Source organism: Jannaschia aquimarina, assembly GCF_000877395.1.
Lineage (GTDB): Bacteria > Pseudomonadota > Alphaproteobacteria > Rhodobacterales > Rhodobacteraceae > Jannaschia > Jannaschia aquimarina.
On sequence record NZ_JYFE01000006.1, the window covers coordinates 16,481 to 41,048 of the forward strand.

Annotated in this window: 24 protein-coding genes; 15 read left to right on the forward strand and 9 right to left on the reverse strand. The window is 65.2% G+C overall.

Annotated elements, in window-relative coordinates; genetic code table 11:
- The first annotated feature begins 60 nt into the window (after positions 1-60).
- Positions 61-1,659, forward strand: a complete 1,599-nt coding sequence (locus tag jaqu_RS01120) for a phosphoenolpyruvate carboxykinase (RefSeq protein ID WP_043917092.1) — start codon at positions 61-63, stop codon at positions 1,657-1,659.
- Positions 1,644-2,168: a DUF3859 domain-containing protein gene (locus jaqu_RS01125; RefSeq protein WP_052500694.1), complete on the forward strand. Its 525-nt coding sequence runs from the start codon at positions 1,644-1,646 to the stop codon at positions 2,166-2,168. Before jaqu_RS01120 ends, jaqu_RS01125 begins: the two co-directional genes overlap by 16 nt.
- Positions 2,169-2,186: 18 nt before the next feature.
- Here jaqu_RS01125 and jaqu_RS01130 read toward each other — a convergent pair whose 3' ends face one another.
- Positions 2,187-2,999, reverse strand: a complete 813-nt coding sequence (locus jaqu_RS01130) for a sulfite exporter TauE/SafE family protein (RefSeq protein WP_236687705.1) — start codon at positions 2,997-2,999, stop codon at positions 2,187-2,189.
- 81 nt (positions 3,000-3,080) lie between these two features.
- On the opposite strand from jaqu_RS01130, the gene jaqu_RS01135 reads away from it, so the two are divergent.
- From jaqu_RS01135 to jaqu_RS01145, 3 genes are all read left to right on the forward strand, one after another.
- The gene (locus jaqu_RS01135; protein WP_043917093.1) at positions 3,081-4,775 is read left to right on the forward strand and encodes an acyl-CoA dehydrogenase family protein; all 1,695 of its coding nucleotides are present in this window, start codon (positions 3,081-3,083) and stop codon (positions 4,773-4,775) included.
- 106 nt (positions 4,776-4,881) lie between these two features.
- Positions 4,882-5,415: an RNA 2',3'-cyclic phosphodiesterase gene (gene thpR / locus jaqu_RS01140; protein WP_052500695.1), complete on the forward strand. Its 534-nt coding sequence runs from the start codon at positions 4,882-4,884 to the stop codon at positions 5,413-5,415.
- Complete coding sequence (locus jaqu_RS01145) at positions 5,412-5,798, forward strand: META domain-containing protein (protein WP_043917094.1); 387 nt, start codon at positions 5,412-5,414, stop codon at positions 5,796-5,798. Before thpR ends, jaqu_RS01145 begins: the two co-directional genes overlap by 4 nt.
- Here the strand turns inward: jaqu_RS01145 and jaqu_RS01150 are convergent.
- Positions 5,795-7,192, reverse strand: a complete 1,398-nt coding sequence (locus jaqu_RS01150; protein WP_089268354.1) for a pyridoxal phosphate-dependent decarboxylase family protein — start codon at positions 7,190-7,192, stop codon at positions 5,795-5,797. The genes jaqu_RS01145 and jaqu_RS01150 overlap by 4 nt on opposite strands.
- The gene (locus tag jaqu_RS01155; RefSeq protein ID WP_043917095.1) at positions 7,189-8,814 is read right to left on the reverse strand and encodes a thiamine pyrophosphate-binding protein; all 1,626 of its coding nucleotides are present in this window, start codon (positions 8,812-8,814) and stop codon (positions 7,189-7,191) included. The genes jaqu_RS01150 and jaqu_RS01155 overlap by 4 nt, the downstream gene beginning before the upstream one ends.
- Before the next feature lie 115 nt (positions 8,815-8,929).
- Between jaqu_RS01155 and jaqu_RS01160 the strand changes: the two genes are divergently transcribed.
- Positions 8,930-9,448: an NADPH-dependent FMN reductase gene (locus jaqu_RS01160; RefSeq protein WP_170938639.1), complete on the forward strand. Its 519-nt coding sequence runs from the start codon at positions 8,930-8,932 to the stop codon at positions 9,446-9,448.
- Here the strand turns inward: jaqu_RS01160 and jaqu_RS01165 are convergent, their stop codons facing one another.
- The gene (locus jaqu_RS01165; protein WP_043917096.1) at positions 9,449-10,183 is read right to left on the reverse strand and encodes a TSUP family transporter; all 735 of its coding nucleotides are present in this window, start codon (positions 10,181-10,183) and stop codon (positions 9,449-9,451) included.
- 142 nt (positions 10,184-10,325) lie between these two features.
- Here jaqu_RS01165 and jaqu_RS01170 point away from each other — a divergent pair, with 142 nt between their 5' ends.
- The 4 genes from jaqu_RS01170 (at position 10,326) to jaqu_RS01185 (ending at position 14,307) form a co-directional block, all read left to right on the forward strand.
- Positions 10,326-11,102: an FAS1-like dehydratase domain-containing protein gene (locus tag jaqu_RS01170; RefSeq protein WP_043917097.1), complete on the forward strand. Its 777-nt coding sequence runs from the start codon at positions 10,326-10,328 to the stop codon at positions 11,100-11,102.
- 61 nt (positions 11,103-11,163) lie between these two features.
- Positions 11,164-12,933, forward strand: coding sequence for an aminopeptidase P family protein (locus jaqu_RS01175; protein ID WP_043917098.1), 1,770 nt, complete (start codon positions 11,164-11,166; stop codon positions 12,931-12,933).
- Positions 12,930-13,907 carry a hypothetical protein gene (locus jaqu_RS01180; RefSeq protein ID WP_043917099.1) on the forward strand — a complete coding sequence of 326 codons (978 nt, stop codon included), beginning with the start codon at positions 12,930-12,932 and terminating at the stop codon, positions 13,905-13,907. Before jaqu_RS01175 ends, jaqu_RS01180 begins: the two co-directional genes overlap by 4 nt.
- A gap of 58 nt (positions 13,908-13,965) precedes the next feature.
- Complete coding sequence (locus tag jaqu_RS01185) at positions 13,966-14,307, forward strand: DUF427 domain-containing protein (protein ID WP_043917100.1); 342 nt, start codon at positions 13,966-13,968, stop codon at positions 14,305-14,307.
- Positions 14,308-14,323: 16 nt separating this feature from the next.
- Here jaqu_RS01185 and jaqu_RS01190 read toward each other — a convergent pair whose 3' ends face one another.
- Positions 14,324-14,776, reverse strand: a complete 453-nt coding sequence (locus tag jaqu_RS01190) for a GatB/YqeY domain-containing protein (RefSeq protein ID WP_043917101.1) — start codon at positions 14,774-14,776, stop codon at positions 14,324-14,326.
- Between the two features lie 129 nt (positions 14,777-14,905).
- On the opposite strand from jaqu_RS01190, the gene carA reads away from it, so the two are divergent.
- The 4 genes from carA to jaqu_RS01210 all read left to right on the forward strand — a co-directional run bounded on the left by carA (position 14,906) and on the right by jaqu_RS01210 (position 19,653).
- Positions 14,906-16,060, forward strand: a complete 1,155-nt coding sequence (gene carA, locus jaqu_RS01195; RefSeq protein WP_043917102.1) for a glutamine-hydrolyzing carbamoyl-phosphate synthase small subunit — start codon at positions 14,906-14,908, stop codon at positions 16,058-16,060.
- A gap of 303 nt (positions 16,061-16,363) precedes the next feature.
- Positions 16,364-18,136 carry a glycosyltransferase gene (locus tag jaqu_RS01200; protein WP_084629258.1) on the forward strand — a complete coding sequence of 591 codons (1,773 nt, stop codon included), beginning with the start codon at positions 16,364-16,366 and terminating at the stop codon, positions 18,134-18,136.
- A gap of 63 nt (positions 18,137-18,199) precedes the next feature.
- Positions 18,200-18,802, forward strand: coding sequence for a queuosine precursor transporter (locus jaqu_RS01205; protein ID WP_043917103.1), 603 nt, complete (start codon positions 18,200-18,202; stop codon positions 18,800-18,802).
- 434 nt (positions 18,803-19,236) lie between these two features.
- On the forward strand, positions 19,237-19,653 hold the full coding sequence (locus tag jaqu_RS01210) for a BrnA antitoxin family protein (protein ID WP_161793812.1): 417 nt from the start codon (positions 19,237-19,239) through the stop codon (positions 19,651-19,653).
- 223 nt (positions 19,654-19,876) lie between these two features.
- Here jaqu_RS01210 and jaqu_RS01215 read toward each other — a convergent pair whose 3' ends face one another.
- From jaqu_RS01215 to jaqu_RS20360, 4 genes are read right to left on the reverse strand one after another with little or no spacing between them, the layout of a single operon-like run.
- Positions 19,877-20,995 carry a GTP pyrophosphokinase gene (locus jaqu_RS01215; RefSeq protein WP_052500699.1) on the reverse strand — a complete coding sequence of 373 codons (1,119 nt, stop codon included), beginning with the start codon at positions 20,993-20,995 and terminating at the stop codon, positions 19,877-19,879.
- Positions 20,996-21,007: 12 nt separating this feature from the next.
- Positions 21,008-22,300: a nicotinate phosphoribosyltransferase gene (gene pncB / locus jaqu_RS01220; protein ID WP_043917105.1), complete on the reverse strand. Its 1,293-nt coding sequence runs from the start codon at positions 22,298-22,300 to the stop codon at positions 21,008-21,010.
- Between the two features lie 54 nt (positions 22,301-22,354).
- On the reverse strand, positions 22,355-22,747 hold the full coding sequence (locus jaqu_RS01225; protein WP_043917106.1) for a hypothetical protein: 393 nt from the start codon (positions 22,745-22,747) through the stop codon (positions 22,355-22,357).
- Positions 22,744-23,463, reverse strand: coding sequence for a YkgJ family cysteine cluster protein (locus jaqu_RS20360; RefSeq protein ID WP_052500700.1), 720 nt, complete (start codon positions 23,461-23,463; stop codon positions 22,744-22,746). The genes jaqu_RS01225 and jaqu_RS20360 overlap by 4 nt, the downstream gene beginning before the upstream one ends.
- 185 nt (positions 23,464-23,648) lie before the next feature.
- Between jaqu_RS20360 and jaqu_RS01235 the strand changes: the two genes are divergently transcribed.
- Positions 23,649-24,533 carry a hypothetical protein gene (locus jaqu_RS01235; protein WP_043917107.1) on the forward strand — a complete coding sequence of 295 codons (885 nt, stop codon included), beginning with the start codon at positions 23,649-23,651 and terminating at the stop codon, positions 24,531-24,533.
- Positions 24,534-24,568 lie beyond the last annotated feature (35 nt).

Sequence of the window (24,568 nt, forward strand, 5' to 3'; positions counted from 1 at the left end):
CGAGGACGCGACAACGATGTCGCGTCCACTCCCGCTCCCGTTTGGAGACCGGAGGATCCGATGAGCCAGCCGCGCGTCAACCCCAAGCAAACCTTGCAGGAACTGGGATACGAGGGACTGGGCCGGGTCTATTACAACCTCCCCGAACCGGCGATCATCCAGGAAGCGCTCGCCCGTGACGAAGGGACGCTGGGACTGGGCGGTTCGTTCTACGTCTCGACCGGCAAGTTCACGGGTCGTTCGCCGAAGGACAAGCACGTCGTCCGCACCCCCGGGGTCGAAAATGACATCTGGTGGGAATGCAACGCGCCGATGGCACCGGACGCCTTTGACCGCCTGCGTTCGGACATGCGCGCCCACATGGCCGGGCGCGACTACTTCGTGCAGGATCTCTATGGAGGAGCCGACCCGGCGCATCGCCTCGACGTGCGGGTCATCACGGAGCTTGCCTGGCACAGCCTTTTCATCCGGCACATGCTGCGCCGCCCGGACGCGAGCGAGCTCGAAACCTTCGAGCCGGAATTCACCATCCTCAACTGCCCGTCCTTCAGTGCGGACCCCGAACGGCACGGCTGCCGGAGCGACGTGGTCATCGCGCTCAACCTGGAAGCCAAGGAAATCCTGATCGCCGGAACGGAATATGCCGGTGAGAACAAGAAATCGGTCTTCACGCTTCTCAACTACCTGCTCCCCGAGAAGGGCGTCATGCCGATGCATTGCTCGGCCAATCACGCGATCGGAAAGCCGACCGACTCCGCGGTGTTCTTCGGGCTCTCGGGGACGGGAAAGACGACGCTGTCCGCCGCTCCCGACCGTGTCCTGATCGGCGATGACGAGCATGGCTGGTCCGACACCGGCATCTTCAACTTCGAGGGTGGATGCTATGCGAAGACGATCAACCTGAGCCGGGACGCCGAGCCTGAGATCTACGACACGACCACGAAGTTCGGCACCGTCATCGAAAACATGGTGTTCGATCCCGACTCGCTGGAACTCGACTTCGAAGACGACAGCATCACCGCCAATATGCGATGCGCCTACCCGCTGGAATACATCTCGAATGCCAGCGCGACGGCACTTGGCGGCCATCCGAAGAACGTCATCATGCTGACCTGCGATGCATTCGGCGTCCTGCCCCCGATCGCGCGCCTGACATCGGCGCAGGCCATGTATCACTTCCTGTCCGGCTTCACCTCCAAGGTCGCAGGCACCGAGCGGGGCGTCACCGAACCGGAGCCGACCTTCTCCACCTGTTTCGGAGCGCCGTTCATGCCGCGTCGGCCTGAAGTCTACGGCAAGTTGTTGCAGAAGAAGATCGCACAATACGGGTCCGATTGCTGGCTCGTGAACACGGGCTGGACCGGAGGCGCCTACGGGACAGGGTCTCGGATGCCGATCAAGGCGACGCGCGCGTTACTCACCGCTGCGCTGAGCGGAACCCTGGCCAAGGGCGCGTTCCGGACCGATCCGAATTTCGGCTTCGAAGTTCCCGTCTCTTGCGAAGGAGTGGCCGATGTCCTGCTGGATCCGAGGCGGACTTGGGCCGACAAGGAAGCTTACGATGCGCAGGCCGCGAAGCTGGTGGACATGTTCTCCAAAAACTTCGAACAATACGTCGAACATATCGACGACGACGTGAAAGCATGCGCCATCGGCTGATCCTCGCAACTTTGCTCGCCTGCGCCGCATCCCTTCCGGCGCAGGCGAAAGTGCGCCTTGTCGAGGCGGGCATTGTCTGCCCCAATGATCGCGAATCCGCCGGCTATCGCGACGCGCCGGATACCGAGGCGGGCCGCATCGACCTGATAGCAGAGCAGATCGAGTTCGATCTCTACGACCGGACCGTTCCGGCCATGGAGCATCTTTCGTTCGGCTTTCGCGTTCAGCTGAAGGCCGATCAGCCCGAGACCGAAGTCACGATCGTGGTGGAACACCCACCGTTCGGGGAAAGACAGGTCGCGCTGGAGCAGTGGACCCAGACTCTTGTCGGCGGAGAGAGCTCTTTGAACCTCTTCACCTTCGACTACCCCTACGAAATGGTACCGGGCCGCTGGACGTTCTCCATCGAGATCGCGGGGCAGCGTCAGGTCGAAGTGCCATTCGTGGTAGGCGATCGCTTCGCCAACGCCAATGTGGATCAGACCTGCCTGGGCAATCTTTCGTCCTGAGGAGCGGTCGGCCTCCGGTTATCCGACGACCCCCTTCCGCAGCAGGTTCAACCCGGCAACGACCAGCAGGATCAGCGTCACCTTTCTGAAGAGCGCCTGATCCATCCTGTCCTGCAGCCGCATCCCGAGCCAGAGCCCCGCCAGAGCGGGAATGAGGAGAGCGGCGGAGAACGGCGCGGTCCCCGCATTCAGGATGCCCGACCGCAGATGCGCGACGAACAGGACGACGGACCCGACACCGTAGATGACGCCCTGAACGACCATCTGCCGGTCCTTGGGCGTGCCGATGGCGAGCAGGTAGAGCACGGTAGTCGGCCCCCAGGTTCCCGCGAGCCCGCCCAGCACGCCTGATACCAGGCCGACGATCCACTCGGCCGCTGTCTCCCGCCCCTTCGGAATCGACAGCCGGAAGCCCACAAGCTGGACCGTCGCCAAGGCGACGACCGGAACCCCCAGCACGAAGTAAAAGGTCTCTCGCGGGATTGAGCTGACGAACTGAGCAGTCACGAAGATCGCGACCACAACCATGAGCAGGTAGCGCCAGTGCAAGCGAGCCGCATCGAAGGCCGGCCCGATGCCCGCCCGGAACGTCTGGATCCCATTCGTCGCGACGACGGGCACGAGGATCCCGGCCAGGGCAAGTCGCGGATCCAGGAAACTGGACAAGCCGGAGATCATGACGAGAGGAAGGGCGAACCCGACCATGCCCTTGACCAGTCCGGCAAAGGCGGCAATGGCGAAGGCGAGCAGCCAGGCACCGGTCGAGAGCAATTCCATCCGAACGCTGCTACGCCGCTTCGCGATGCCGCACCAGCATATCCATGCGGACATGATATTCCGCTTGCATGGATTTCCTGCGCAATTATGTTGCGCTGCAACTGCAAAGAGGCAACCGGATACAGGAGCGCCAAAATGCCCCATGATGGCCAGGACATGAACGTCGCCCGATCGATCGCATCCCCGCTCCTGCCGGATCTGCTGTCCCTGACCGCAGATGCAGTCCCCGCAGCGGAGGCCTATCTTGAGCGGGCGAAAGCAGCCGTTGCGGCCCGGATCGTTTCGGATGGTCGCGTCAGCGGCGCTCTCCTGGAAGAGAATCAGACCGCCGCTCATGCCCTTGCCTGGACGGCGACCTATGTCGAGGCTCTACGCCAGATGCAGGACTGGGCGGAACGGCTTCAATCCGAGGGCAGGCTCGGCGAAATGGAGAGCCTGATCCTTCAGATTTCCTTCGGCGAGTATCTCTGGCAGCTCTACGGCGGCCTTCCGATGAGTCAGGGGGAGATGGTCCGCCCGCAGGACCTGTTCCTGAGCCAGGACGATGCCCGCGCACTGGCGACCGATGCCGTCATGCGCCTGACGACCGAGGGCAACACTCCGGCTGCCCGCACCCGCCTCGTGGACCTGATGCGCGACGCCAAAGCGGACGCGACATTCGGGACCACGGGTCTCGACGAAGAGATGGAGATGATCCGGGACCAGTTCCGCCGCTGGTCCAACGATCGCATCGCCCCCCATGCCCATGAGTGGCATCTGAAAGACGAACTGATCCCGATGGAGATCATCGAAGAGATGGCCGAGTTGGGCGTCTTCGGCCTGACTATTCCAGAGGAATTCGGCGGGCTCGGAATGCCCAAGGCGGCAATGTGCGTCGTCTCGGAAGAGCTGTCGCGCGGATATATCGGCGTCGGCTCCTTGGGGACCCGCTCGGAAATCGCGGCGGAACTGGTTCTGGCCGGCGGCACCGATGACCAGAAGGCCAAGTGGCTGCCCGGCCTCGCATCCGGCGAAGTCCTGCCCACTGCTGTCTTCACCGAACCGAATACGGGGTCCGATCTCGGGTCGCTCAGGACGAAGGCAACGAAGACGGAAGACGGCTGGTCGATCACGGGCAACAAAACCTGGATCACTCACGCCGCCCGCACCCATGTCATGACCGTCCTGGCCCGCACGGTTCCCGGCACGGACGATTACCGCGGCCTGAGCATGTTCCTCGCCGAGAAGACCCCGGGCACCGACGACCAGCCCTGGCAGGATGACGGCATCTCCGGCGGCGAGATCGAGGTGCTCGGCTATCGCGGCATGAAGGAATACACCGTCAATTTCGACGGCTTCCATGTGGACGGCGAGAACCTTCTGGGCATGGAGGAAGGCCAGGGCTTCAAGCAGTTGATGCAGACCTTCGAAAGCGCCCGGATTCAGACGGCAGCGCGGGCGATTGGCGTAGCGCAGGCCGCGCTGGACGAAGGCATGGCCTATGCGGAAGACCGCAAGCAATTCGGCAAGCCGCTGATTGCGTTCCCCCGCGTCGCGGACAAGCTCGCGATGATGGCGACCGAGATCATGGTGACGCGGCAGCTCACCTATTACTCCGCCCATCGGAAGGACGAGGATCGCCGCTGCGACCTAGAGGCCGGAATGGCGAAGCTGCTGGGCGCGCGTGTCGCTTGGGCGTGCGCCGACAATGCCCTGCAGATCCATGGCGGCAACGGGTTCGCGCTGGAATACAAGATCAGCCGCATTCTGTGCGACGCCCGCATCCTGAACATCTTCGAGGGCGCCGCCGAGATCCAGGCTCAGGTGATCGCCCGCAGGCTGCTCGCCTGACGCAGATGAAGAGGGTGGGCGAGGAGCTCACCATCGTCATTCAATGAGATCCTGTATCGCGGTTATGACTTGACGTGGCGCCAATGGCGGCGCCACTCGGGTTCTGATGCGCTCCTTTCTCGCCTTGCCCGTGCCCGAAGAGGCTGCCGACGACCTCGCCGCATTGTCCGCCGAAGCACCTGGGGGCGGTCGCGCCGTTCCTGTCGACGATCTGCACCTAACCCTCGCATTCCTTGGAGACGCAACCGAAGGGACGTTGGAGGAGATCCACGAAGCCCTGTCGTCGCGTGTTCCGCCCCCGCCGCCGATCAGCGTGACGGGGATCGCGCCGATGGATGCCGGGCACGGCGTCCTGCTCGTCGCCGATGTCGCCAGGGATATCGGGCTCCTGACCCTTCAGGCCGATGTGGAACGCGCCGCGAGGCGCGCAGGCGCTGATCTGCCGCGCCGCCGATTTCGCCCCCACGTGACTCTCGCACGGGGGCTCACCTCAGGCCCGGGCTTGCGTGCCTGGATGCGGGGGCTCATCGGTCCGTGGCCCCGATGGACCCCGACAGAGATCCGACTGGTACGGTCCGACCTCCGGCCAACGGGTGCCCGCTACGAGACCCTTGCAGCCTACCCGCTGGCGCTCCGATGAGGGCCGTGAGTCTTCTGCCCCTCGCCCTCGCATTCTGCCAGCCGGACGAGACGATCTCGGGACATTCCGATCCCACACTCGTCTGGCAGCTGGCGGAACTGAACAGAGAGCGGATCGACGTGACCGCGACGCTCCGCTTTCCAGAAAAGGGACGGGTGATCGGCGAAGGGCCGTGCAACGCCTTCACCGCGACGCAGACCGCGCCCTATCCCTGGATCGAGATCGTGCAGCTTGTGTCGACCCGGCGCGCCTGTCCCGATCTGCCGCTGGAGACGGCGTTCTTCGCGGCCCTGCAATCGGCAACTCTGGTGGAAGCGTCAGACGAGATCCTGATCCTCACCGACGAGGCCGGACGGGAAACGGTTTTCCGCGCGTCCCCCTAGGCTGATCTGATCACCTGCTCGACGGCACGAACAGCACGTTCGACATCGGCACGTGTGGTCCGGTGGTTCACGATGGCCGCGCGCAGGCAGGAGACGCCGTCGACGAGGGTCGTGGAGAAGACGGCGTCTCCGGAAAGCTGAAGCTCTGCCGCGATCGCTGCCGCCTCTCCCCGGCGGGGTCTGATGACGCAGAGGTTCGATACGACGGGGGCCGCGAGGTCCAGCACGTCCGATGCCTCCGCCAGCTCGCCCATGTAGGCGGCCTGGCGGCAATTGTCGGTGATCTGTGCGCCCAGCGCATCGGTCCCCAGCCCCCGGATCGTCGCCCAGACCTTCAACGCGCGAAAGCCGCGACTGAGATCGAACCCGTAATCCGTGGCCCACCATTCGCCGCCCGCCAGCGCCTGCCCCTCGGACAAGTAGGCCGGCCGCTCGCGGAACGTCGAAAGGTGCAAGTCGTGATCGCGAATGAGGACCGCACCGCAATCGTAGGGAACCGACATCCACTTGTGGAAGTCGGTCGCCAGGCTGTCCGCCCTCTCGATCCCCACAGAGAGATCGCGCCATGGCAGATCGGCGAGGCGCGTCCAGAACCCGAAGGCGGCATCCGCGTGGAGCCACAGATCTTCCGCGGCACAAAGATCGGCGAGCGCGGACAGGTCATCGAACGTTCCGAGGTTGACCGAGCCAACCGTCCCGACCACCGCGAGAGGACTCCATCCTTCCGCCCGATCCTCCGCGATGGCTTGGCTCAGCGCATCGACATCCATGCGTCCGCCCGGTGCAGAGATGCCGCGCAGGGCAACGGAGCCATGGCCCATCACCTCCAGCGCTTTCTTGACGCAGCTATGGGCACCCTCGGCGGCATAGACGCGCAGTGGGGGCAAGGCCCCGATCCCCTGTTCCCGCACCTTCGGAAACGCCCGCATCCGCGCGCAGGACAGCGCGAGGATCGTGGCCTGCGACGTCCCCGTGGTCAGCAGTCCAGAGGCATCCGGCGGCCATCCGGCCACGCGGTGAAGCCAGGACAAGACCGCTCGCTCGACATGCGCGCCTCCCTGATCCCGACCGCCCATATTGGCGTTCATCGCCGCCGCGATCATCTCGGCTGCCACGCCGAGCGGCGTGCCGGTTCCGTGCACCCAGCCGAAAAAGCGCGGGTGCGTGTTGCCTGTGGAATAGGGGACAATGTCGCGAAGGATGGCGTCGATTACGCCGGGATCTCCGGCGGCGACCTCATCGAGCGCGACGCGATCCGCCATATCCGGCGGTGGGGGCTGCCATGGAAGGTCGCGGGCGTGCCGCAGACGATCCGCGCAGGCGCGAGCGGCGTCCTCCAGAGCCTCGGAGAACGCATCCCAATCCGCAGGATCGAGCCGGTGACCTTCCATCATGCCGTCTCCAAATCGGTACCCGTCGAGAGCATGCGCGGGTCGAGCTTCAGATGAATGATCGCAAGCGTGCCACACGCACGTGCCTCGGCCAACGCGGGGGCGAAGGAAGCCTGCTCGGTCACCGTCCAGCCCTTCCCGCCATAGCTGCGCGCCAAGACCGCGAAGTCAGGGTTGACCAACTCGGTTCCGGACACCCGGCCGGGATAATGGCGTTCCTGGTGCATGCGGATCGTCCCGTATCTGCCATTGTCGCAGACAATGACCACGGGTCGAGCCCCACACTGAATCGCGGTCGAGCATTCGTTCAGCGTCATCTGGAAACACCCGTCTCCGGCAAGGCAGACGACGTCGCGGTCCGGATGCTCGATCGAAGCGGCAATTGCGGCCGGAAAGCCGTATCCCATGGACCCGCTGGTCGGCGCGAGCTGCGTTCCATACTGACGCCAGCGGTAGTAGCGATGAAGGAACGCGGCATAGTTGCCCGCTCCGTTGGTCAGGATCGCGTCGTCCGGCAGAACGTCGTCGAGGTGGGCGATGACCTCTTCCAACTTTACCTCCCCCGGCGTGGAACGCGGGCGGATCCAGGCTTCATAGTTGGCTCGGGCAGCGGCCTGATGGGAATGCCAGCCGGGCAGGTCGTCGTCGCGGGCCGCAAGGGCTGCAACGACATCGGCCGCCCTGGCCTGAACCGCGATCTCTGCCGACCAGACCCGGTTGAGCTCCGAAGCGGACGGATGGACATGGACCAGTGCGGGGGTTTCGGTCGCAGGGTCGAGGGTTTCGTAGCCACCCGTCGCGATATCGCCCAGCCGCGTGCCGAGGGCGACGATCAGGTCTGCACCCTGCAACCGCGCCATTAGTTTGGGATTCGGGCCGACATTCAGATCTCCGGCATAGGCGGCGGAGCGGTTGTCGATGTAATCCTGACGCCGGAAAGAGACGGCGACCGGCAGCCCGTGGCGCTCCGCCCAACGCGTCAGATCGGCGGCAGCATCGGCAGACCAGCCGGATCCACCGACGACGACAAGGGGCCGCTCTGCCCCTCTCAGCCTCTCGACGACCGGGTCCAGATCGGGAACCGCGGGCTGCGGGCTTTCGACGGGCGGCCGGCCCACGGTGTCGGCATGCGCCGAAAGCATGTCCTCCGGCAGGGCGAGGACGACGGGGCCAGGGCGCCCCGACTGCGCGACCGAGAAAGCCCGCGCGACATATTCCGGCAGGCGTTCGGTCTGATCGACCTCGGCCACCCATTTCACCAGCGACCCGAACAGCGCGCGGTAGTCCACTTCCTGGAACGCTTCCCTGTCGCGATGGCCGCGCGCGATCTGGCCGACGAACAGGATTAGAGGCGTCGAATCCTGCATCGCGACGTGCAGCCCACTCGACGCGTTGGTCGCTCCGGGCCCCCTCGTGACAAAGGCGACGCCCGGCCGGCCAGTCAGCTTGGCGGTCGCCTCCGCCATCATGGCCGCCCCGCCTTCATGGCGGCAGACGACATTCTGGATACCGCTGTCGAAGAGGCCGTCCAAAGCCGCCAGAAAGCTCTCTCCGGGAACCGAGAAGACCCGCCGGACGCCGTGCGTCGCCAACTCGTCCGCCAGTATCTGTCCGCCGTGCCGCATCGCACCTCCCCCGCTCTCGCGGACCCAACCGGAAAGCCGCGGGACTGTCCACCACGGAGCCTTGCGGCCCGGGCCCATTCGTGGATGCTGCGCCCCGACCAGATCGGAGATCACGATGCTTCTCGGCCTCTGCGGCTCGCTTCGTCGCGCCTCTCTCAACCGCAAACTGATGCTCGAGGCGTTCCGGCTTCATGGTGGTTCGTTCACCGAGGGGGATCTGCGTCTGCCGCTCTACGACGGCGACCTCGAGGAAGCCCATGGCATCCCCAATGAGGTTCAGACCTTGGCGGACCAGATCTCCGCGGTCGAGGCGGTCGTGATCGCGACGCCCGAATACAACAAGGGACCATCCGGCGTCCTGAAGAACGCGCTCGACTGGGTCAGCCGGGTCGATGGCAATCCATGGCGGGACAAGCCGGTGGCCGTGATGTCGGCAACTGCCGGGCGCGCCGGCGGAGAGAGGGCGCAATACGCGCTCCGCCTCTTCCTCCTTCCGTTCCGGCCCCGTGTCCTGCCGGGTCCGGAGGTCCTTGTCGGACAGGCCGCGTCCCAGTTCGATGCGAACGGCCGTCTGACGAACCAGCGCAGTATCGATGCACTTGACGAATTGATGACCGATCTCAAGACGCAGTGATCAGCCGGCTAGGCTGCGACCGATCAGGACCAGCGACGCCACCGTCGCAAGACCCAGAGCCCAGGGCCGGATCGACCCCGCATGCAGCCGGGCCGCAAAGGGTCTCACGAGGTGGAACGTCAGCGGCACGAGCGGGATCAAGGTTGCCGCAAAGGCCAGATGCCTCAGCCCGACCAACCCGGCGAAGGCCAGGGCACCTATCGAGACGACCATTCCAAAGCCGAAGAACACGTTCTGGGTCGCCGCGGACCGCCGAGCCTCGACGTTGGAATAGAGGATCGCCATGGGTGGCGCGCCGATCCCCGTCAGCGTTCCCATGATTCCGGCCACGCTTCCGGCGGCGAAGAGCGTCCGCCTTCGGATCGGCACGCTGAACCCTGCAAGAGATAAAGCGACAGCAAGCAGAACCAGCAGCCCGACGACCATCGGAAGGGCGGGTGTGCCGACGACGTTCGTCGCGATCCATGCTGCAAGCACCGCGCCGATAACGCGCCCCGCCATACCCGGAGGCAGGTCCCGCGCATCGACCGCCCGCCAATCGGCTGCCGCCGCCCCGACACCGACGACCACCCCGACCAGCAAGACCGTGGCCGGAAGCCAGTCCGGCGCCACGAGGGCCAGGATGGGCGCCGCAACCATCCCGAACCCCGCGCCCGTCAGGCGCTGGACCGCGGCCCCCGTGACCACTGCCAAAGCGCAGATCAGCCAAGCCGCCAATTCCGGCAACAGGGTCACCGGCCCGCCTTGCGCGCCCGTCCGGCACAGTCAGTGTCGCATCCCGCCGCCGCCGATCGAGTCACGGCGTCCCCGCCGCTAGGCCCATCGGGCAATCGTCTCATGCCTCGACTTCTCCGACTTCCGGCAGCAGAACAGTGTCATGGAGCCTACGCCGACCATCGTCGTCAAGGACAGTATGGATCCGGCGCGAGCCATGGCGCTCGCAGCCACTTTGGGCAGGCCTACACCGTCCGTCCTGCCTCGCTTCTGGCACCATCTTCACTTCTGGGAAGCGAGACCGAGCTCCGAGCTTGGCCGGGATGGGCATCCCCGGCAGGGATTGGGTGTGATCCCGCAAACGGAGTTCCCGCGCAGGATGTGGGCGGGCGGCGCGTTGGAATGGCACCGTGATCTGGTCTTCGGAGAACCGGCCGAGCGCCGAAGCCGACTGGTCGCCCACGATCGCAAGCATGGCCGCACGGGCCCGTTCGACCTCGTCCGGCTGGAGCACGAGGTGCATCAGCGCGGCGACCTCTGCGTGGTGGAGCGCCAGGATCTCGTCTACCGGCCCAATGTCGGCGACAAGCCCGAGGATAGCGGAAAACCCGCGCCTCCCGCTCCGGAAGGAGACGTCGTCGGCACCGTTCCCACCGATCCCGTCACGCTGTTTCGCTTCTCGGCCCTTACCCTCAACAGCCATCGGATCCACTACGACGCCGCCTATGCGCGCGATGTCGAAGGGCATCGCGGGATCGTGGTCCACGGCCCCTTGCTGGCCGAGGCCTTGATCCATGCCGCCGGAGCGCCGCACCGTTTCAGCTATCGGGCGACCTCTCCACTCTTCGCGGCGGAGACGGGCGAAGTGATGAGATACGAGGCGGACTTCTGGATCCGGGGACCCGATGGGCGTCTCTGCATGGAGGGGCGGATCGGGTGATACGCCGGGGGCTTTCCCCTGCGTCCACGCCGGACTAACCCTGACTCGAAGGAGATCCCGGATGTTCCAGCGCTTCGACGTGACCACCCGCCCCGACGCGGCAGCGCCCCGCGTGGCACGATTGCGAGAGTGGATGGAGCGCGAGGGACTCGACGCCTTTCTCGTGCCCCGTGCGGATCGCTTTCAGGGTGAATACGTCGCGCCCTCCGATGAACGTCTGGCCTGGATCAGCGGTTTTACCGGATCGGCTGGCTTCGCTGCGATCCTTCGCGAACGCGCGGCCATCTTCACCGACGGCCGCTACACCCTGCAGGTCGCCGCGCAGACAGATCCGGCAACCTTCGAGACCGTCTCCTGGCCCGCCACCAAATTGGCGGACTGGCTGACCGAAGCGATGCCGAATGGTGGCCGCGTGGGGTTCGATCCGTGGTTGCACACGGTCACGGAGATCGAGGGCCTCTCCAAGACGGATGGCCTCGAAGCCGTAGAATGCGACAACGGCGTGGATGCGATCTGGACCGATCGCCCCCCCGCCCCGGCAGAGCCGATGGTTGTCTACCCGCGAGAGCTTGCCGGCCGGGCCCATTCCGAGAAGCGGGCGGAGATCGCCGAGAAACTGGACGGTGCGGATGCCTTTCTGACGACGCAGCCGGATGCCGTATGCTGGCTTCTGAATATCCGGGGCGCGGACATTCCCCGGACGCCGGTCGCCCATGCGATGGCACTTCTCCATTCCGATGCGACAGTCGATCTGATCTGCCATCCGGGTCAGGCCGAGACGGTCGCAGACCACCTCGGTCCGGACGTGAGGGTCGTCGCACCCGACAGGTTGGCGGACCTTCTCTCGGACCTCGGCCCGACCGGGATCGACCCGGCAACATGTCCGCAAGCGATCCACACCCTTCTGCAGGATCCCGTCAGGATGGACGACCCGATCGCATTACCGAAGGCGCGGAAATCGCCCGCCGAGATCGCGGCCACGCGCGAAGCCCATCTACGCGACGCAACGGCCATGGTCCGCTTTCTGCGATGGATCGACGAGGAACGGCCGCATGACGCAACCGAGATCGATGTCGTCACGGCGCTAGAGGGCTTTAGGCGGGCGACGAACATGCTCCGGGATATCTCGTTCGAGACCATCGCGGGCGCCGGTCCGAATGGCGCGATCGTGCATTACCGCGTCACCACAGAGACGAACCGGCCGCTCGGTCAGGACACCCTGTTGCTCATCGACTCGGGCGGCCAGTACGAGGACGGCACCACCGACATCACGCGCACCATCCCGATCGGGGCACCGCCTGAAGGTGCGGTCGCGGATTTCACGCGCGTGCTTCAGGGCATGATCGCCATTTCCCACACCCGCTTCCCCAAGGGGGTCGCTGGCGCGCATCTCGATGCTCTCGCGAGGGCGCCGCTCTGGGCCGAGCACAAGGACTACGACCATGGCACCGGCCACGGGGTCGGCGTCTATCTGGGCGTCCATGAGGGACCGGCGCGCATCAGCCGGCTGTCGAACATACCGCTGGAGCCCGGCATGATCCTGTCGAACGAGCCGGGCTATTACCGGACCGGCGCATACGGCATCCGGATCGAGAACCTCATCGTGGTGGAGCAGGCGGAGCCTCTTCCAGGCGGCGATGCGCGGGAGATGTTCGCCTTCTCGACCCTCACCTGGGTCCCCATTGACCGGCGCCTCATCGACACCTCGATCCTGTCGCCGGCCGAGCGGACATGGCTCGACGACTACCACGCCACCGTTCTAGAGCGTGTCGGCCCGCGCCTCGACGGTGAGGATCTGCGCTGGCTGAAGGCCGCCTGCGCCCCGCTTTGAAGCGCGGAGTCGCCCTTGCCGCGCTTTGTGCCGTCCTTGCGGTCACAGCGTCGTTCCTCTGGCTCCGAAGCGAGCTTGATGGTCTGAGGTATGTCCCCGTCGACAAGGAAAACGGGATCGACGCCGCGAATATCCTCGACAGCTACTGGGACGGTCAGTTCATGGAATGGCAGAATCGGGTGATGCCGGGCGCGTCGCCGGACAAGATGGAGGTTCTGCGCGCCATTTATTTCCCCGGCCTCGACATTCCGCAAAAGGCGTTGGGTCGGCTTGAGAAGGCCGAGATCAACGCCTGCGGCGCCGATCTCACCGCCCCCGATCAGGGGTGCCACACGCTCTTGCGACTTGCCATCGAACGGTTCCGTTTCGATATGTCGACGGCCCTGCTCGATGCGGGTGCGGACCCATTGTTCAATGACGGCGTCGAAATGGCCCGCCTGCTCGCCGTTCAGTCTCATGGGGACTGCGCCGCGGAACCCTGCTTCCGGCTGGTCAACGATCTGCTTCTGCGGTGGCTGGAGGCGGGTGGCCGCGACTTGCTTCGAAGCGATGCCGGCCCCACGAGCGATCTCAGGCCGCTGATGCTCTATCTCCGGCCCGAGAACGCGAACGCCGCACGTCTGTTGCTGGAGGCCGGCGCGGACCCATGGGCGGTCCGAAGCGGCGCTGGAGACAAGCCGCGGACCTATGTGTCCGTCGGCACCGGATGGGACGGACGCGTTCTGCACGATCTGCTGGATGACGGATTGATCGGCCCCGCCCCACCCGCACGGGTGCACGACGCCTATGCGAGGCTCGACGATCATCTCGCCAAGCTGCTTGCCGAGCCGATCGGTGAAACGACAGGCTGCCGCATCTGGCAGATCCTGGCGCTCTACGACCGGATGGAGCGCGCGACGGGTGTCGCGCCGCCCGCGTCTCCGCCCGATCTCGACGCGGCCATACCTGCAGACCAGCGCCGTTTTTGCGACTGACACGCGTTGCCCCGTGGCTGCGTCCGCCCTATCGTCCCGACGAGAGGGAGACCCATAGATGCCGAATATTGAAATCACGCCCGCCAAGGGCGTCTGGACGGTTCGCACTGCCGACGGTGTGCTGGTCGAGAGCCGCGCCGCTTTGGAACTGCACGAGGACGGCTTGCCGCCCGTCATCTACTTTCCCCGCTCCGACGTCGCGATGGCGCTTCTTGAGAAGTCGGACACGACGTCCCGATGCCCCCACAAGGGTGACGCCGGCTACTTCCACTATATCGGCCAGTCCGAGCGGATCGACGACGTCGCCTGGAGCTACGAGGCGCCCGACAAGGAAGCGGCGAAACCCATTGCCGGGTATCTCGCCTTCTATGGATCCAAGGTGACGGTCGAGCAGCTCTGACCGTACCGAAACCGGATCAGGCGAGGCGCGCCTTCACGGCCGCGCCCGCCGCGCCGAAATCCATCTGACCGGAGTGGCGAGACTTCAGGATCCCCATGACGGCGCCCATGTCCCGCAAGCTCGATGCGTTCGTCTCGGCGATTGCGGCATCGATGGCTGCTTTCGCCTCTTCTTCGCTCAGTTGCCGAGGAAGGAATTCCTCGATGACCGCGATCTCTTCGCGCTCCTTGTCGGCGAGCTCCAGGCGGCCGCCTTCCTCGTAGGCGCGCGCCGATTCCTGACGCTGCTTGACCATCTTGGCCAGGATCGCGGTCGCCTCCGCATCGCCGACCTCACGGCCTTCGGCGCGGAGCGCGATGTCCTGATCCTTGAGCGCCGCGTTGATCAGCCGGAGCGTGCCCAGACGCGTCGCGTCCTTGTCGCGCATGGCCTGTTTCAGGCCGGTGTTCAGACGGTCTCTCAGCTGCATTGCGTCTTCCCCCGCGTTGGCTGCGAACGGGGCAGATAGCCCGGCCAGGCTACCGGGGCAACGCTTGACGCGGCATCCGCCGGGGGCTACCCGCAGGCCGTTTGCCGCGACCCGCCCCGGAGCCCTGCCATGACCGATCGCCCGACTGCCTGTCTCGCCCTCGCTGACGGAACGATCTTTCTCGGGCGCGGGTTCGGCGCCACCGGAGAGGCCGTGGCCGAGTTGTGCTTCAACACCGCGATGACGGGCTATCAGGAGATCATGACCGATCCGTCCTATGCCGGACAGGTCGTGACCTTCACGTTCCCCCATGTCGGCAATGTCGGCGTGACCCCCGAAGACGACGAGGCAGCCGAACCGGTCGCGGCCGGGATCGTCGTGAAATGGGACCCGACCGAGCCTTCGAACTGGCGCGCGACACGGGATCTGGACGGCTGGCTCGCCTCACGCGGACGGATCGGGATCGGCGGTGTCGATACGCGGCGCCTGACCCGCGCGATCCGCCAGCAGGGCGCGCCCCATGTCGCGCTCGCTCATGATCCCCACGGCGATTTCGACATCGAGGCGCTCGTAGCCAAGGCCCGCGCATTCGAAGGTCTTGTCGGTATGGATCTCGCGCGCGACGTCACGACGGCGCAGTCCTACCGCTGGTCCGAAACGAAGTGGGCCTGGCCGGACGGCTACGGCAGCCAGGATACCCACAAATACAAGGTCGTCGCGCTCGATTACGGGGCCAAGCGCAATATCCTGCGCAGCCTGGCCCATGTGGGATGCGACGTCACCGTGCTGCCGGCCACCGCGACCGCCGATGACATCCGCGCATTGGGTCCGGATGGCGTCTTCCTGTCCAACGGTCCGGGCGACCCCGCTGCGACCGGCGAATACGCCGTGCCCGTGATCCGTGAAATGGTCGAGGACGGCCTTCCGGTCTTCGGGATCTGCCTCGGGCATCAGATGCTGGCGATGGCCTTGGGCGCACAGACGATCAAGATGAACCACGGCCATCACGGCGCGAACCACCCGGTCAAGCGCAGCCGCGACGGCAAGGTCGAGATCACCTCGATGAACCATGGCTTCACCGTCGATAGCCAGACGCTGCCGGACGGTGTCGAGGAGACCCATATCTCTCTGTTCGATGGCTCGAATTGCGGAATACGGTTGTCCGGCAAACCGGTCTTCAGCGTCCAGTACCACCCCGAGGCGAGCCCGGGGCCTCACGACAGCGCCTACCTCTTCGATGACTTTGCGGCCGCAATGGACGAACGGAAGCGCGACGCTCCGTAACGTTTAACCAACTGTTAACTCTCGGGAGCGAAAAAGCGGCAAGATTTTGCCGATAGGTCTCCCGTGCCGCCACCGCAAACCAGCCAAGCCGTCCCGCTAGACGCTTATGCCGTCCCGCCCCCGCAGCCGGCGGCGCCGGAACCGTCGGGCCGCGGCCGGGTCGTCCGGTTTCCGGACCGGGTTCGTGTCCCAAGCACTGCGCCACTCTTCCAAAGGGCCAAGCGCATCAGGCGCAGGCTTCGCCTTGGCGACCTGCTGCTCGATGCCGGTCACATAGATCAGGCGGCACTGACGCGCGCTCTCATGCTTGCGCGGGAACAGGGCGCGCGATTGGGCGAGATCCTTCGCTCGGAGGGGATGGTCGAGGGACGCGATCTGGATCGCGCGCTGGCCAGACAGGCCGGTCTCGGCCATATCGACCGCCTCCCGCCGCCCGATGCCGCCTCGCTTGCCGTCGCCAGAAAGCTGCCGCTCGAAATCGCCCTTCGACATCGCGCGGTGCCGATCCGATCGGCGGCCTGCACCCCGGTCATTGCGACCCCCTTTCCAGAGCGCGCGCAGATCCTGCGCACGGAGCTTCCGCGCGATCTGTCCGATGCACCGATCGTCGCTGCTTCGGCACAGCTGGTCGATGCCCGGATCAGCGAAGCGCACGGGGCCGCGCTGGCACGGCAAGCCGAATGCCGTGCGCCGAGGCGCGAAAGCTGCCGGGACTGGCGCGGGCAATCCGTCGGTATCTGGATCTCCGCCGCTCTCATCGCCCTCCTGTCCTGTGCGTTGACTTGGCCGCGCGCAACGCTGGCCGCGCTCATGGGTGTCGCCCTTCTGGCGATGCTCGGCAATCTTGGGCTTCGCGCCGCGGCGATCAGAGCTTTGCGTTCCGGGCGGCATCCCGGTTTTCGATCCGTCCGGTCGGACCGTTTGCCGGATGAGCGACTGCCGAGGATTTCCATCCTGATCCCCCTGCACGACGAGCCAGAAATCGCCCCCGCCCTGATCCGGCGGATGGAGCGGCTCGACTATCCCCGCAGCCGCCTTGAGATCCTCCTCGTCGTGGAAGAGAACGACGAGGCGACCCGCACGGCGCTCGCGGATGCCACGCTTCCGGCATGGATGAGGGTGATCCCGGTCCCGGAGGGTCAGCCGCACACCAAGCCGCGTGCCATGAACTATGCCCTGAACTTTGCCACCGGCGACGTGATCGGGGTCTACGATGCGGAGGACGCGCCAAGCACGGACCAGTTGAGAAAGGTCGCGACCCGCTTCGTGCATGGCGGCGAGCGGCTGGCCTGCCTCCAGGGCCGCCTCGACTACTACAACGCGACGCGCAACTGGATGGCACGCGGTTTCACCATCGAATATGCCGCCTGGTTCCGACTGCTCCTTCCGGGGATTGCCCGGATGGGCCTGGTTGTCCCCCTTGGCGGAACCACCGTCTTCTTCCGCCGGAACGCCCTCGAAGAAGTCGGCGCCTGGGATGCCCACAACGTCACAGAAGACGCAGATCTCGGCGTGCGCCTGACGCGGCGCGGCTGGCGGACCGAGGTGATCGACGTGACAACGCTGGAGGAGGCGAATGCCGCCCCCCTGCCCTGGATCAATCAGCGCTCCCGCTGGATGAAGGGGTATCTCATGACCTGGGCCGTCCATTCCGCCCGCCCCCTCCATCTCTGGAGGGATCTCGGCCCACGGCGTTTCTGGTTCTTCCACCTCCACTTCCTGTCCGCCGTGCTGAACGCCCTTCTGATGCCGTTGGCCTGGACCTTGGTCGTCATCCCCTTCGGCCTGCCGCATCCGGCCGTCGACGGCATGCCGGTCTGGGTGTCCTATGGCCTGGGCGTGGGGCTTCCTCTGCTGACGGTCGCGAATTGGGGGATGGCGGCCTATGCCTGCCGTGCGCCCCATCATCGCCATCTCAGACGGTCCATCCCGCTCCTTGAACCCTATTTCGCACTAGCCTCTCTGGCCGTCCTGAAGGCCGTGGCCGAACTGGTTCTGAAGCCGTTTCACTGGGACAAGACGGCGCACGGGGTGTTCGGTGGCGCGGGGCTGGACGAGGCGGCCCCGGAGCGGTAGGAGGCGCGGCCCCGTTTGGCGGGGCCATGTCTCCGACCACCATGCCAAAACGGGTGCAAACCAATGAAATCTCTCGCCTTTCCGGTGGTCTGCATGGCCGCTATCGTCGTGGCTTCGAACGTGGGGGTGCAGTTCCTGCTCGCCGACGGGTACTTGACATGGGGGGCGTTCTGCTACCCGCTCGCCTTTCTGGTCACCGACGTGACCAACCGGCTCTACGGGCCGGAGAAGGCGCGGAAGGTGGTGCTCTTCGGGTTCGCGACGGGGCTGGCCTGCTCTCTGGTCGGCACGCAGATCATGGGCGAGTTCGGGCCGCTGGTGACGTGGCGCATCGCGGTCGCTTCGGGGCTGGCGTTCCTGGTCGCGCAGCTCACGGATGTCGCTGTCTTCAGGGCCTTTTCAGAGCGGCCCTGGTGGAAGGCGCCGCTCACCTCGACGCTGGTGGGCTCCACCCTCGACACGGCGCTCTTCTTCACCATCGCCTTCGCGGGTTTCCTCGCGATTCCAGCGGCTTGGGGCGACGTCTCCTGGGCGCAGGAGGCGACGGCCGTGGGCCCGCTCTGGGTCGGGATGGCGCTGGCGGACTGGGCGGTGAAGCTGTCGGTGGCGCTGGCGGCGCTGGTGCCGTTCCGCCTCATCACGCGACGGGCACAAGCTGTGGTGTGATTTGGGCTTGACGGATACCGGATGTGTGCCAACCTCCCCCCTATCGGCAACCCACAGAAAGGAGGTGATCCAGTGTCTAGAAAGGTATTGGAGAATGGCGTCGGGACAACTGCGGAGGTGCGTGCGTAGGGCAGCCCTTGCGCTCTCACAGACGTAGGTGAGGTCACTCTAACCGACCCCGCCTCCTGGACTTTCGGAAGGCCGCTTCTCGCCGAGGAGCGGCCTTCTTCTTGCCGTCGCACCCGTGCCACAGGAATCCCGATTCGGCCGGACCGAAGGCGGAGCGTGCGGTGCGGTTTGGGCGGAAATCCGCTGTGCACCCCCTGTGCACCCCCCGTGCACCCCCCGTCTGCACAGATGGCAGACCGATTTCCTTAACCCTCCGGTAACCGTTCGGACGGAAGGTCGCCCCCCGACACGCGATGGAGGGGTCGATGGCGACGACGGATGTGAAGGGACGCAAGCGCGAATGGCTCAGCGAACTGATGACGCTGATGCGTCAGTTCGAATGGGACATGATGTATCAGGTCACGACGCGCGGCCGCATCCCCGGGGAATGGACGACGATCTGGAAGGAGCGGTCCTGCAAACGCACGCGGGTGACGCTGCGTGTGGATGACGACGTGCTGCGCTTCTTCAAGGTCATGGGAGCGGGCCACGGGCCGCGCATGAACGCCGTGCTGCGGGCTTTCATGCTGAGCAAGCTGTCGGGGATGATCCAGGACGAGATCCTGCCCGAGACCTACCGGGAAGACTGGATGGGCAAACCCCGCCCCACCTACCGCTCCGACCTGGCCCAGGCCTGGCAATTGATGGGCAAGGACCCGGACAAGGAGATCAAGGGGTTGTGAGGGATGCCGGGCACAGGCAGCGAGAGATGGATGGGCAAACGTCGCCCCAATGGCATGGCGGAACTCGCGAGCCTGGCCCACGAGGACGGGGAGGACCCGGACGAGGTGTTGTGAGGCGGGTGGGCGGCATTAAGCTAACCGTCTGTGGAGCAGGCGGAAGCCTATAGTCCCACTTCGCATAGCGAAAGCAGATCTAACCTCCTACTGGACTTCCCTTCACTTCCTACCGGGCGGAGTTCTTCGCTTCCAGAAGATAAGCGTTGAAATACTGTCTAGCCTGAGGCGTAAGCATAGTTCGAAATTTTTTATCATCATGGTAAAAGAGGCAATGCCTCATAATCGTAAAGGGCTTCATGTTCACATGTGCCTTGGTTAGACGTTCCTCAGCATAACGTTTAACAAGAGAGATTGACGTTCGAAGATAGTAGTTGAATTTCCCTCTTGTCGTTTCGGGCCGCATCTGCAGTATCTCCTCGACGAAATCGTCCGCGGCGTCTGGCGGAAACTCATATCCTTCAAAAAAATGATTCGCTATCCGAAGAAATGAAAACGCATCCAAAATCGGAGCCGGCTTTCCCTTTTCTCCAGACTCCCCTGATCCTTCTTCCAACTTCGTTTCCGCATTCAGCCCTTCTGTTTCCGAGATGTCAACCTCGTAGTCCTCTGCGCGTTCTTCATATTCGCCTGTAAGGTCTCGAATGGCAGAGAACTCTCTATCTGCAATTTCAAAGAGGGCGGCTAACGCATTAACTCTTCTCTTCAAGTCATTTGGAATAGACTTCTTATACTTTAGCTTATGGTCAAGAACACTCCACGCGTCTTGAATAAGAGTACGTATCTGAACTTCGAACCGCAATCCCTTATATCGATAATATTCTGGAAACTTCGCCCGCTCCTCAGAAATACATAGATCCATGTGTAGACCTTTATACCCAAAACGGCCTTCGTCTGCGACAAGCTCAGCGGTCTTATCAGTTGTTTCCAAGACAAAGAAATTCTGATCTATTAAATTCTGGACCTTCGCAATATCTTCTTCATATTGGCATGTAATTCTTAGGCCGAGAATGTCGCTTACGTGATTCTTTATTGAATAGCCCTTCTTCTCTTTTTCCAATTTACCCCGATAGTTTCTTATGAACTTCCCAACACATTCGTCTCGCACCTTTAGCCTATATTCGATTTTCTCGATACCCAGTCGACTATCAGAGAGGGCGAGAGATTCTAGAAGTGAGTGCATTGATCGCAGTGCGTCGTAGTGATACTGATAATTTTCGTCATAGAATTTTTTAAACTCTTCCAGTTCATGCGAAAAGTCTAATGAAGCCAAAGTCTCCTCCTTCATTGTAAGCTACTCTTAAACCACCACCTCTTCCGCCACCTGCTCCCCCACCCCGAAGACCCGCTTGTAGCGCTCCACTTCCGCCTCCGGTCCCATCGCCTTGCGGGGGTTATCGCTCAGCTTCACGGTCGGCCGCCCGTCCGCCGCCACTGCCTTGCAGACCAGCGAGAACGGGGCGAGGCGGTCTTCGGGGACGAGGCCCCGGAAGTCGTTCGTCAGGAGCGTCCCCCAGCCGAAGGACACGCGTACGCGGCCCTGGAAGCGGGCGTGGAGGTGCTCGATCTTCTCGACGTCGAGCCCGTCGGAGAAGATGACGAGCTTCCCGGTCGGGTCCTCCCCCCGCTCCCGCCACCAGCGGATGGCGGTCTCGGCCCCCTCCTCCGGGTCGCCGGAATCCACCCGGATCCCCGTCCACCCCGCCAGCCAGTCGGGCGCGCGATCGAGGAACCCCTTCGTCCCGTACGTGTCGGGCAGGATGATGCGCAGGTTGCCCGAATGCTCCTCGTGCCAATCGGCGAGCACGTCGTAGGGGGCGGCGGCCAGCGCCTCGTCGCTGCGGGCGAGCGCGGAATAGACCATGGGCAGTTCGTGGGCGTTGGTGCCGATGGCCTCCAGGTCGCGGTTCTTGGCGATCAGGCAGTTGGACGTGCCCGTGAAGCTGTCGCCCAGCCCCTCGCGCATGGCCTGCACGCACCAGTCCTGCCACAGGAAGGAATGCCGCCGGCGGGTGCCGAAATCCGCGATGCGCAGGTCGGAGAGGTCGCGCAGGCGCTGGATCTTCTCCCAGACGCGGGTCATGGCGCGGGCGTAGAGGACCTGAAGCTCGAACCGCGCGAGATCGTGGAGCACGGCGCGGGAGCGGAGTTCCATGATGATGGCGAGCGCCGGGATCTCCCAGAGCATGACCTGGGGCCAGGGGCCCTCGAAGGTGAGCTCGTATTGGTCGCCCACCCGCTCCAGGTGATAGGGCGGCAGGCGGAGCTGCTCGAACCAGTCCATGAAGGCGGGCGTGAACATCTGGCGCTTGCCGTAGAAGGTGTTGCCGCGCATCCAGGTGGATTCGCCCCGGGTCAGCGACAGGGTGCGGACATGGTCGAGCTGCTCGCGCAGTTCGCCCTCGTCGATCAGGTCGGCGAGGGGGACGCGGGTGGTGCGGTTGATCAGGCTGAAGGTGACGTCGGTGTCGGGGCGGTTGCGGAAGACCGACTGGCACATCAGCAGCTTGTAGAAATCGGTGTCGATCAGCGAGCGGACGATCGGGTCGATCTTCCACTTGTGGTTCCAGACGCGGGTGGCGATGTCGGTCATGGGCGTCCTCCGTCGCGGGAGGATGCGCATGGGGTGCCGGGCCTGTCCAGACGCTCAGGCGGCGGTGTTCCAGTGCAGGCGCCAGTGGTGGCCGTCCCGAAGGTAGTGGATGTCGATGTCGTTCCAGTCCTCGGCGAGGGTATGCCCCTCGGGCGGCGGCGGCGGCGTCAGGCCGAAGATGCGGGTGAATTCGGGAATGTAGGCGCGGGTCGTGTCGCCCCAGGGTCCGAACGGGGGATCGGCGGGGCGCTCATCGGGGTCGTATTCGAAGAGGCAGGACGTGTCGTGCAGGAAAGTGGCGAGGTCCGGGACATCGTCCTGGCTGGCCACGGCGCAGGCGAAGGTGGCCTCGCCGCTGCCGAAATAGATCATCCGCCAGCGGATCGGCTGGTCGCTGCGGCCGTGCTCCCAATAGGGGCTGCCCCATTTGAGATCGGGGCCGGTCATCTCGAGGCCGCGCGGGCAAGCCGGCGCCGTTCGGCGTCGAGCGCCTTGGGCACGTGCCGCGCGGCGGCGAGCGCGTCCTCGTCACGGGCGGCGGCGGTGGCACGCAGCGAATAGGTCGGTGCCCCGCCCCCCAACGCGGCCCGGACGAGGGCGTGGGCCGTCAGATAGGCGAGTTGCGCGGGGTGGGTCAAAGGGCCGGGCGCAGCGCGGCCTTGCGCGATCTCTTGGCAGGCGGACGCGTCGGGGGACACATAGCTGCGGCAGATCATCGGGCGCGCCTCGTAGGCGCGACAGGTGCGGGTTTCGGGGTCGAGCGCCGGACAGGCCTTCGGGTGCCACGCATCGCCGTCCGGGCCGGAGCGGTCGGCCAGCGCCTCGTGCAGCGCGCGCGCCTCGTGAGCGGTGATCGTGCCGCCGTCTGCGCCCGTCAGGATACAGCAGAACGCGCAGCCCGAAGCACAGGCGAGGCCCGGCGGCATGGGGATCTGCGCGAGCATGGTGCGCCCGATGGCCAGCGCCGCGAGGCCGCGCGACAGATCGCGGGTCAGATCGGCGACGGGCCGGTCGGGCTGCGCGTCCAGCCAGGCCAGAAGGCCCGCCCGCGCCCGCTGCGTCGTCTCGGCCGGACTGCCCGGCAGGCGCGCGGCGGCCAGCGCGGCACGCAGGGCAGCGCGGTCGGCAACGGGCTTGCGGGCGGATCGTGTCGTCTTTCCCATGGGCCACCGGTAGCCTTTGGGGCCGGCAAGGGAAAGCGGACCGATGATCCCCTATCTCGCGGTTCGGCCTTGGGACGGGGCAGTCCGCGGTACGCACAAGCCCCGATCCCGGGCGCCGCCCCGGATCGCGACGATAAGCCGGATCTCGCCCGATTTTCGCCAGATCCGCACGCTATCCCGCGCGCATGGAACTGCTCGATTACAGATATCACATCGTGCGTCCCGCTCAGGGTGGCGCGCCGGTCGCCTTCTTCCGCTCGCAAGCGACATGGGAGGCCGCCAAGGAGGCGCCGCCCGGCGCGCGGGCCTTGCTGGCCGGGGCCGGCTTTGTGAAACCACCACCGGGCGGCAAGGTGCCAGAAGGCTGGTGGCCCGCCGAACGGCAGGCCTATTTCGACATGATGACCGGCATGCAGGCCGCGCTGGAGAAGATCGAGTTGCCGCCCCCCGGCCTGGACGGCTTTCGGCTGGAGCAGTTTTTGGCTCAGTTCCGCCAGTCCATCCCGGAGAAGATCACCAAGCTGGACGTGAATGCAGGCAAGGTGCCCGGCAAGGGCGAACGCCTGAAATGGGGTGTCGGCATGGTTGCCGTCTGCGGCGCCTTGGGTATCGCCATCTTCATGGGTGGCCCGGCCATGCTGACCAAGGTGGTGTCGATGGAGCCGATGAACCTTGCGGGGACGAATCCGGCGGATCGGGACGGCATCCGCGTGCCGGTCGAAGAGATCGAGAGCATCGCCGCGCGGACCGATCTGACGGCCGAAGAGAAGCGGGCCATGCTTCAGGAGGTGATGCGGCGCTCTGCGGCAGAACGGGCCGGGACTGCCCCCGCGCCCCGCACACAAAGCGGCGCGGTCGTGCGTGGCAGCGGCGACAGCAATGGCGGCTTCGTCAATGCGGGCGACAATGGCGGCTTCGTCGGCTCCGGCAGCGACAGCGGCGGCTTCGTCAATGCGGGCGACGGCGGCGGATTCGTTTCGACCGGACAGCGTCCGCAGATCGAGGTCGAAGGCCGGGTCCAGGGCTCTTCGGACATGCGCGCGGCGCTGGAGCGGCTGCGCAACCGCTAAGCCCCTACCCCGCCAGCGTGACCCCCGCCCCCCCC

Coding starts and splice junctions, on each gene's coding strand:
- carA (WP_043917102.1), top strand. CDS start 14,906: ATGACCGATCGCCCGACTGCCTGTCTCGCCCTCGCTGACGGAACGATC.
- jaqu_RS01200 (WP_084629258.1), top strand. CDS start 16,364: ATGCTTGCGCGGGAACAGGGCGCGCGATTGGGCGAGATCCTTCGCTCG.
- jaqu_RS01145 (WP_043917094.1), top strand. CDS start 5,412: ATGAGGGCCGTGAGTCTTCTGCCCCTCGCCCTCGCATTCTGCCAGCCG.
- jaqu_RS01150 (WP_089268354.1), bottom strand. CDS start 7,192: ATGATGGAAGGTCACCGGCTCGATCCTGCGGATTGGGATGCGTTCTCC.
- jaqu_RS01155 (WP_043917095.1), bottom strand. CDS start 8,814: ATGCGGCACGGCGGACAGATACTGGCGGACGAGTTGGCGACGCACGGC.
- pncB (WP_043917105.1), bottom strand. CDS start 22,300: ATGACCGACATCGCCACCCGCGTCTGGAACCACAAGTGGAAGATCGAC.
- jaqu_RS01170 (WP_043917097.1), top strand. CDS start 10,326: ATGGAGCCTACGCCGACCATCGTCGTCAAGGACAGTATGGATCCGGCG.
- jaqu_RS01125 (WP_052500694.1), top strand. CDS start 1,644: ATGCGCCATCGGCTGATCCTCGCAACTTTGCTCGCCTGCGCCGCATCC.
- jaqu_RS01160 (WP_170938639.1), top strand. CDS start 8,930: ATGCTTCTCGGCCTCTGCGGCTCGCTTCGTCGCGCCTCTCTCAACCGC.
- jaqu_RS01205 (WP_043917103.1), top strand. CDS start 18,200: ATGAAATCTCTCGCCTTTCCGGTGGTCTGCATGGCCGCTATCGTCGTG.
- jaqu_RS01210 (WP_161793812.1), top strand. CDS start 19,237: ATGGCGACGACGGATGTGAAGGGACGCAAGCGCGAATGGCTCAGCGAA.
- jaqu_RS01130 (WP_236687705.1), bottom strand. CDS start 2,999: ATGTCCGCATGGATATGCTGGTGCGGCATCGCGAAGCGGCGTAGCAGC.
- jaqu_RS01135 (WP_043917093.1), top strand. CDS start 3,081: ATGCCCCATGATGGCCAGGACATGAACGTCGCCCGATCGATCGCATCC.
- thpR (WP_052500695.1), top strand. CDS start 4,882: ATGCGCTCCTTTCTCGCCTTGCCCGTGCCCGAAGAGGCTGCCGACGAC.
- jaqu_RS20360 (WP_052500700.1), bottom strand. CDS start 23,463: ATGGGAAAGACGACACGATCCGCCCGCAAGCCCGTTGCCGACCGCGCT.
- jaqu_RS01190 (WP_043917101.1), bottom strand. CDS start 14,776: ATGCAGCTGAGAGACCGTCTGAACACCGGCCTGAAACAGGCCATGCGC.
- jaqu_RS01120 (WP_043917092.1), top strand. CDS start 61: ATGAGCCAGCCGCGCGTCAACCCCAAGCAAACCTTGCAGGAACTGGGA.
- jaqu_RS01235 (WP_043917107.1), top strand. CDS start 23,649: ATGGAACTGCTCGATTACAGATATCACATCGTGCGTCCCGCTCAGGGT.
- jaqu_RS01185 (WP_043917100.1), top strand. CDS start 13,966: ATGCCGAATATTGAAATCACGCCCGCCAAGGGCGTCTGGACGGTTCGC.
- jaqu_RS01225 (WP_043917106.1), bottom strand. CDS start 22,747: ATGACCGGCCCCGATCTCAAATGGGGCAGCCCCTATTGGGAGCACGGC.
- jaqu_RS01215 (WP_052500699.1), bottom strand. CDS start 20,995: ATGAAGGAGGAGACTTTGGCTTCATTAGACTTTTCGCATGAACTGGAA.
- jaqu_RS01175 (WP_043917098.1), top strand. CDS start 11,164: ATGTTCCAGCGCTTCGACGTGACCACCCGCCCCGACGCGGCAGCGCCC.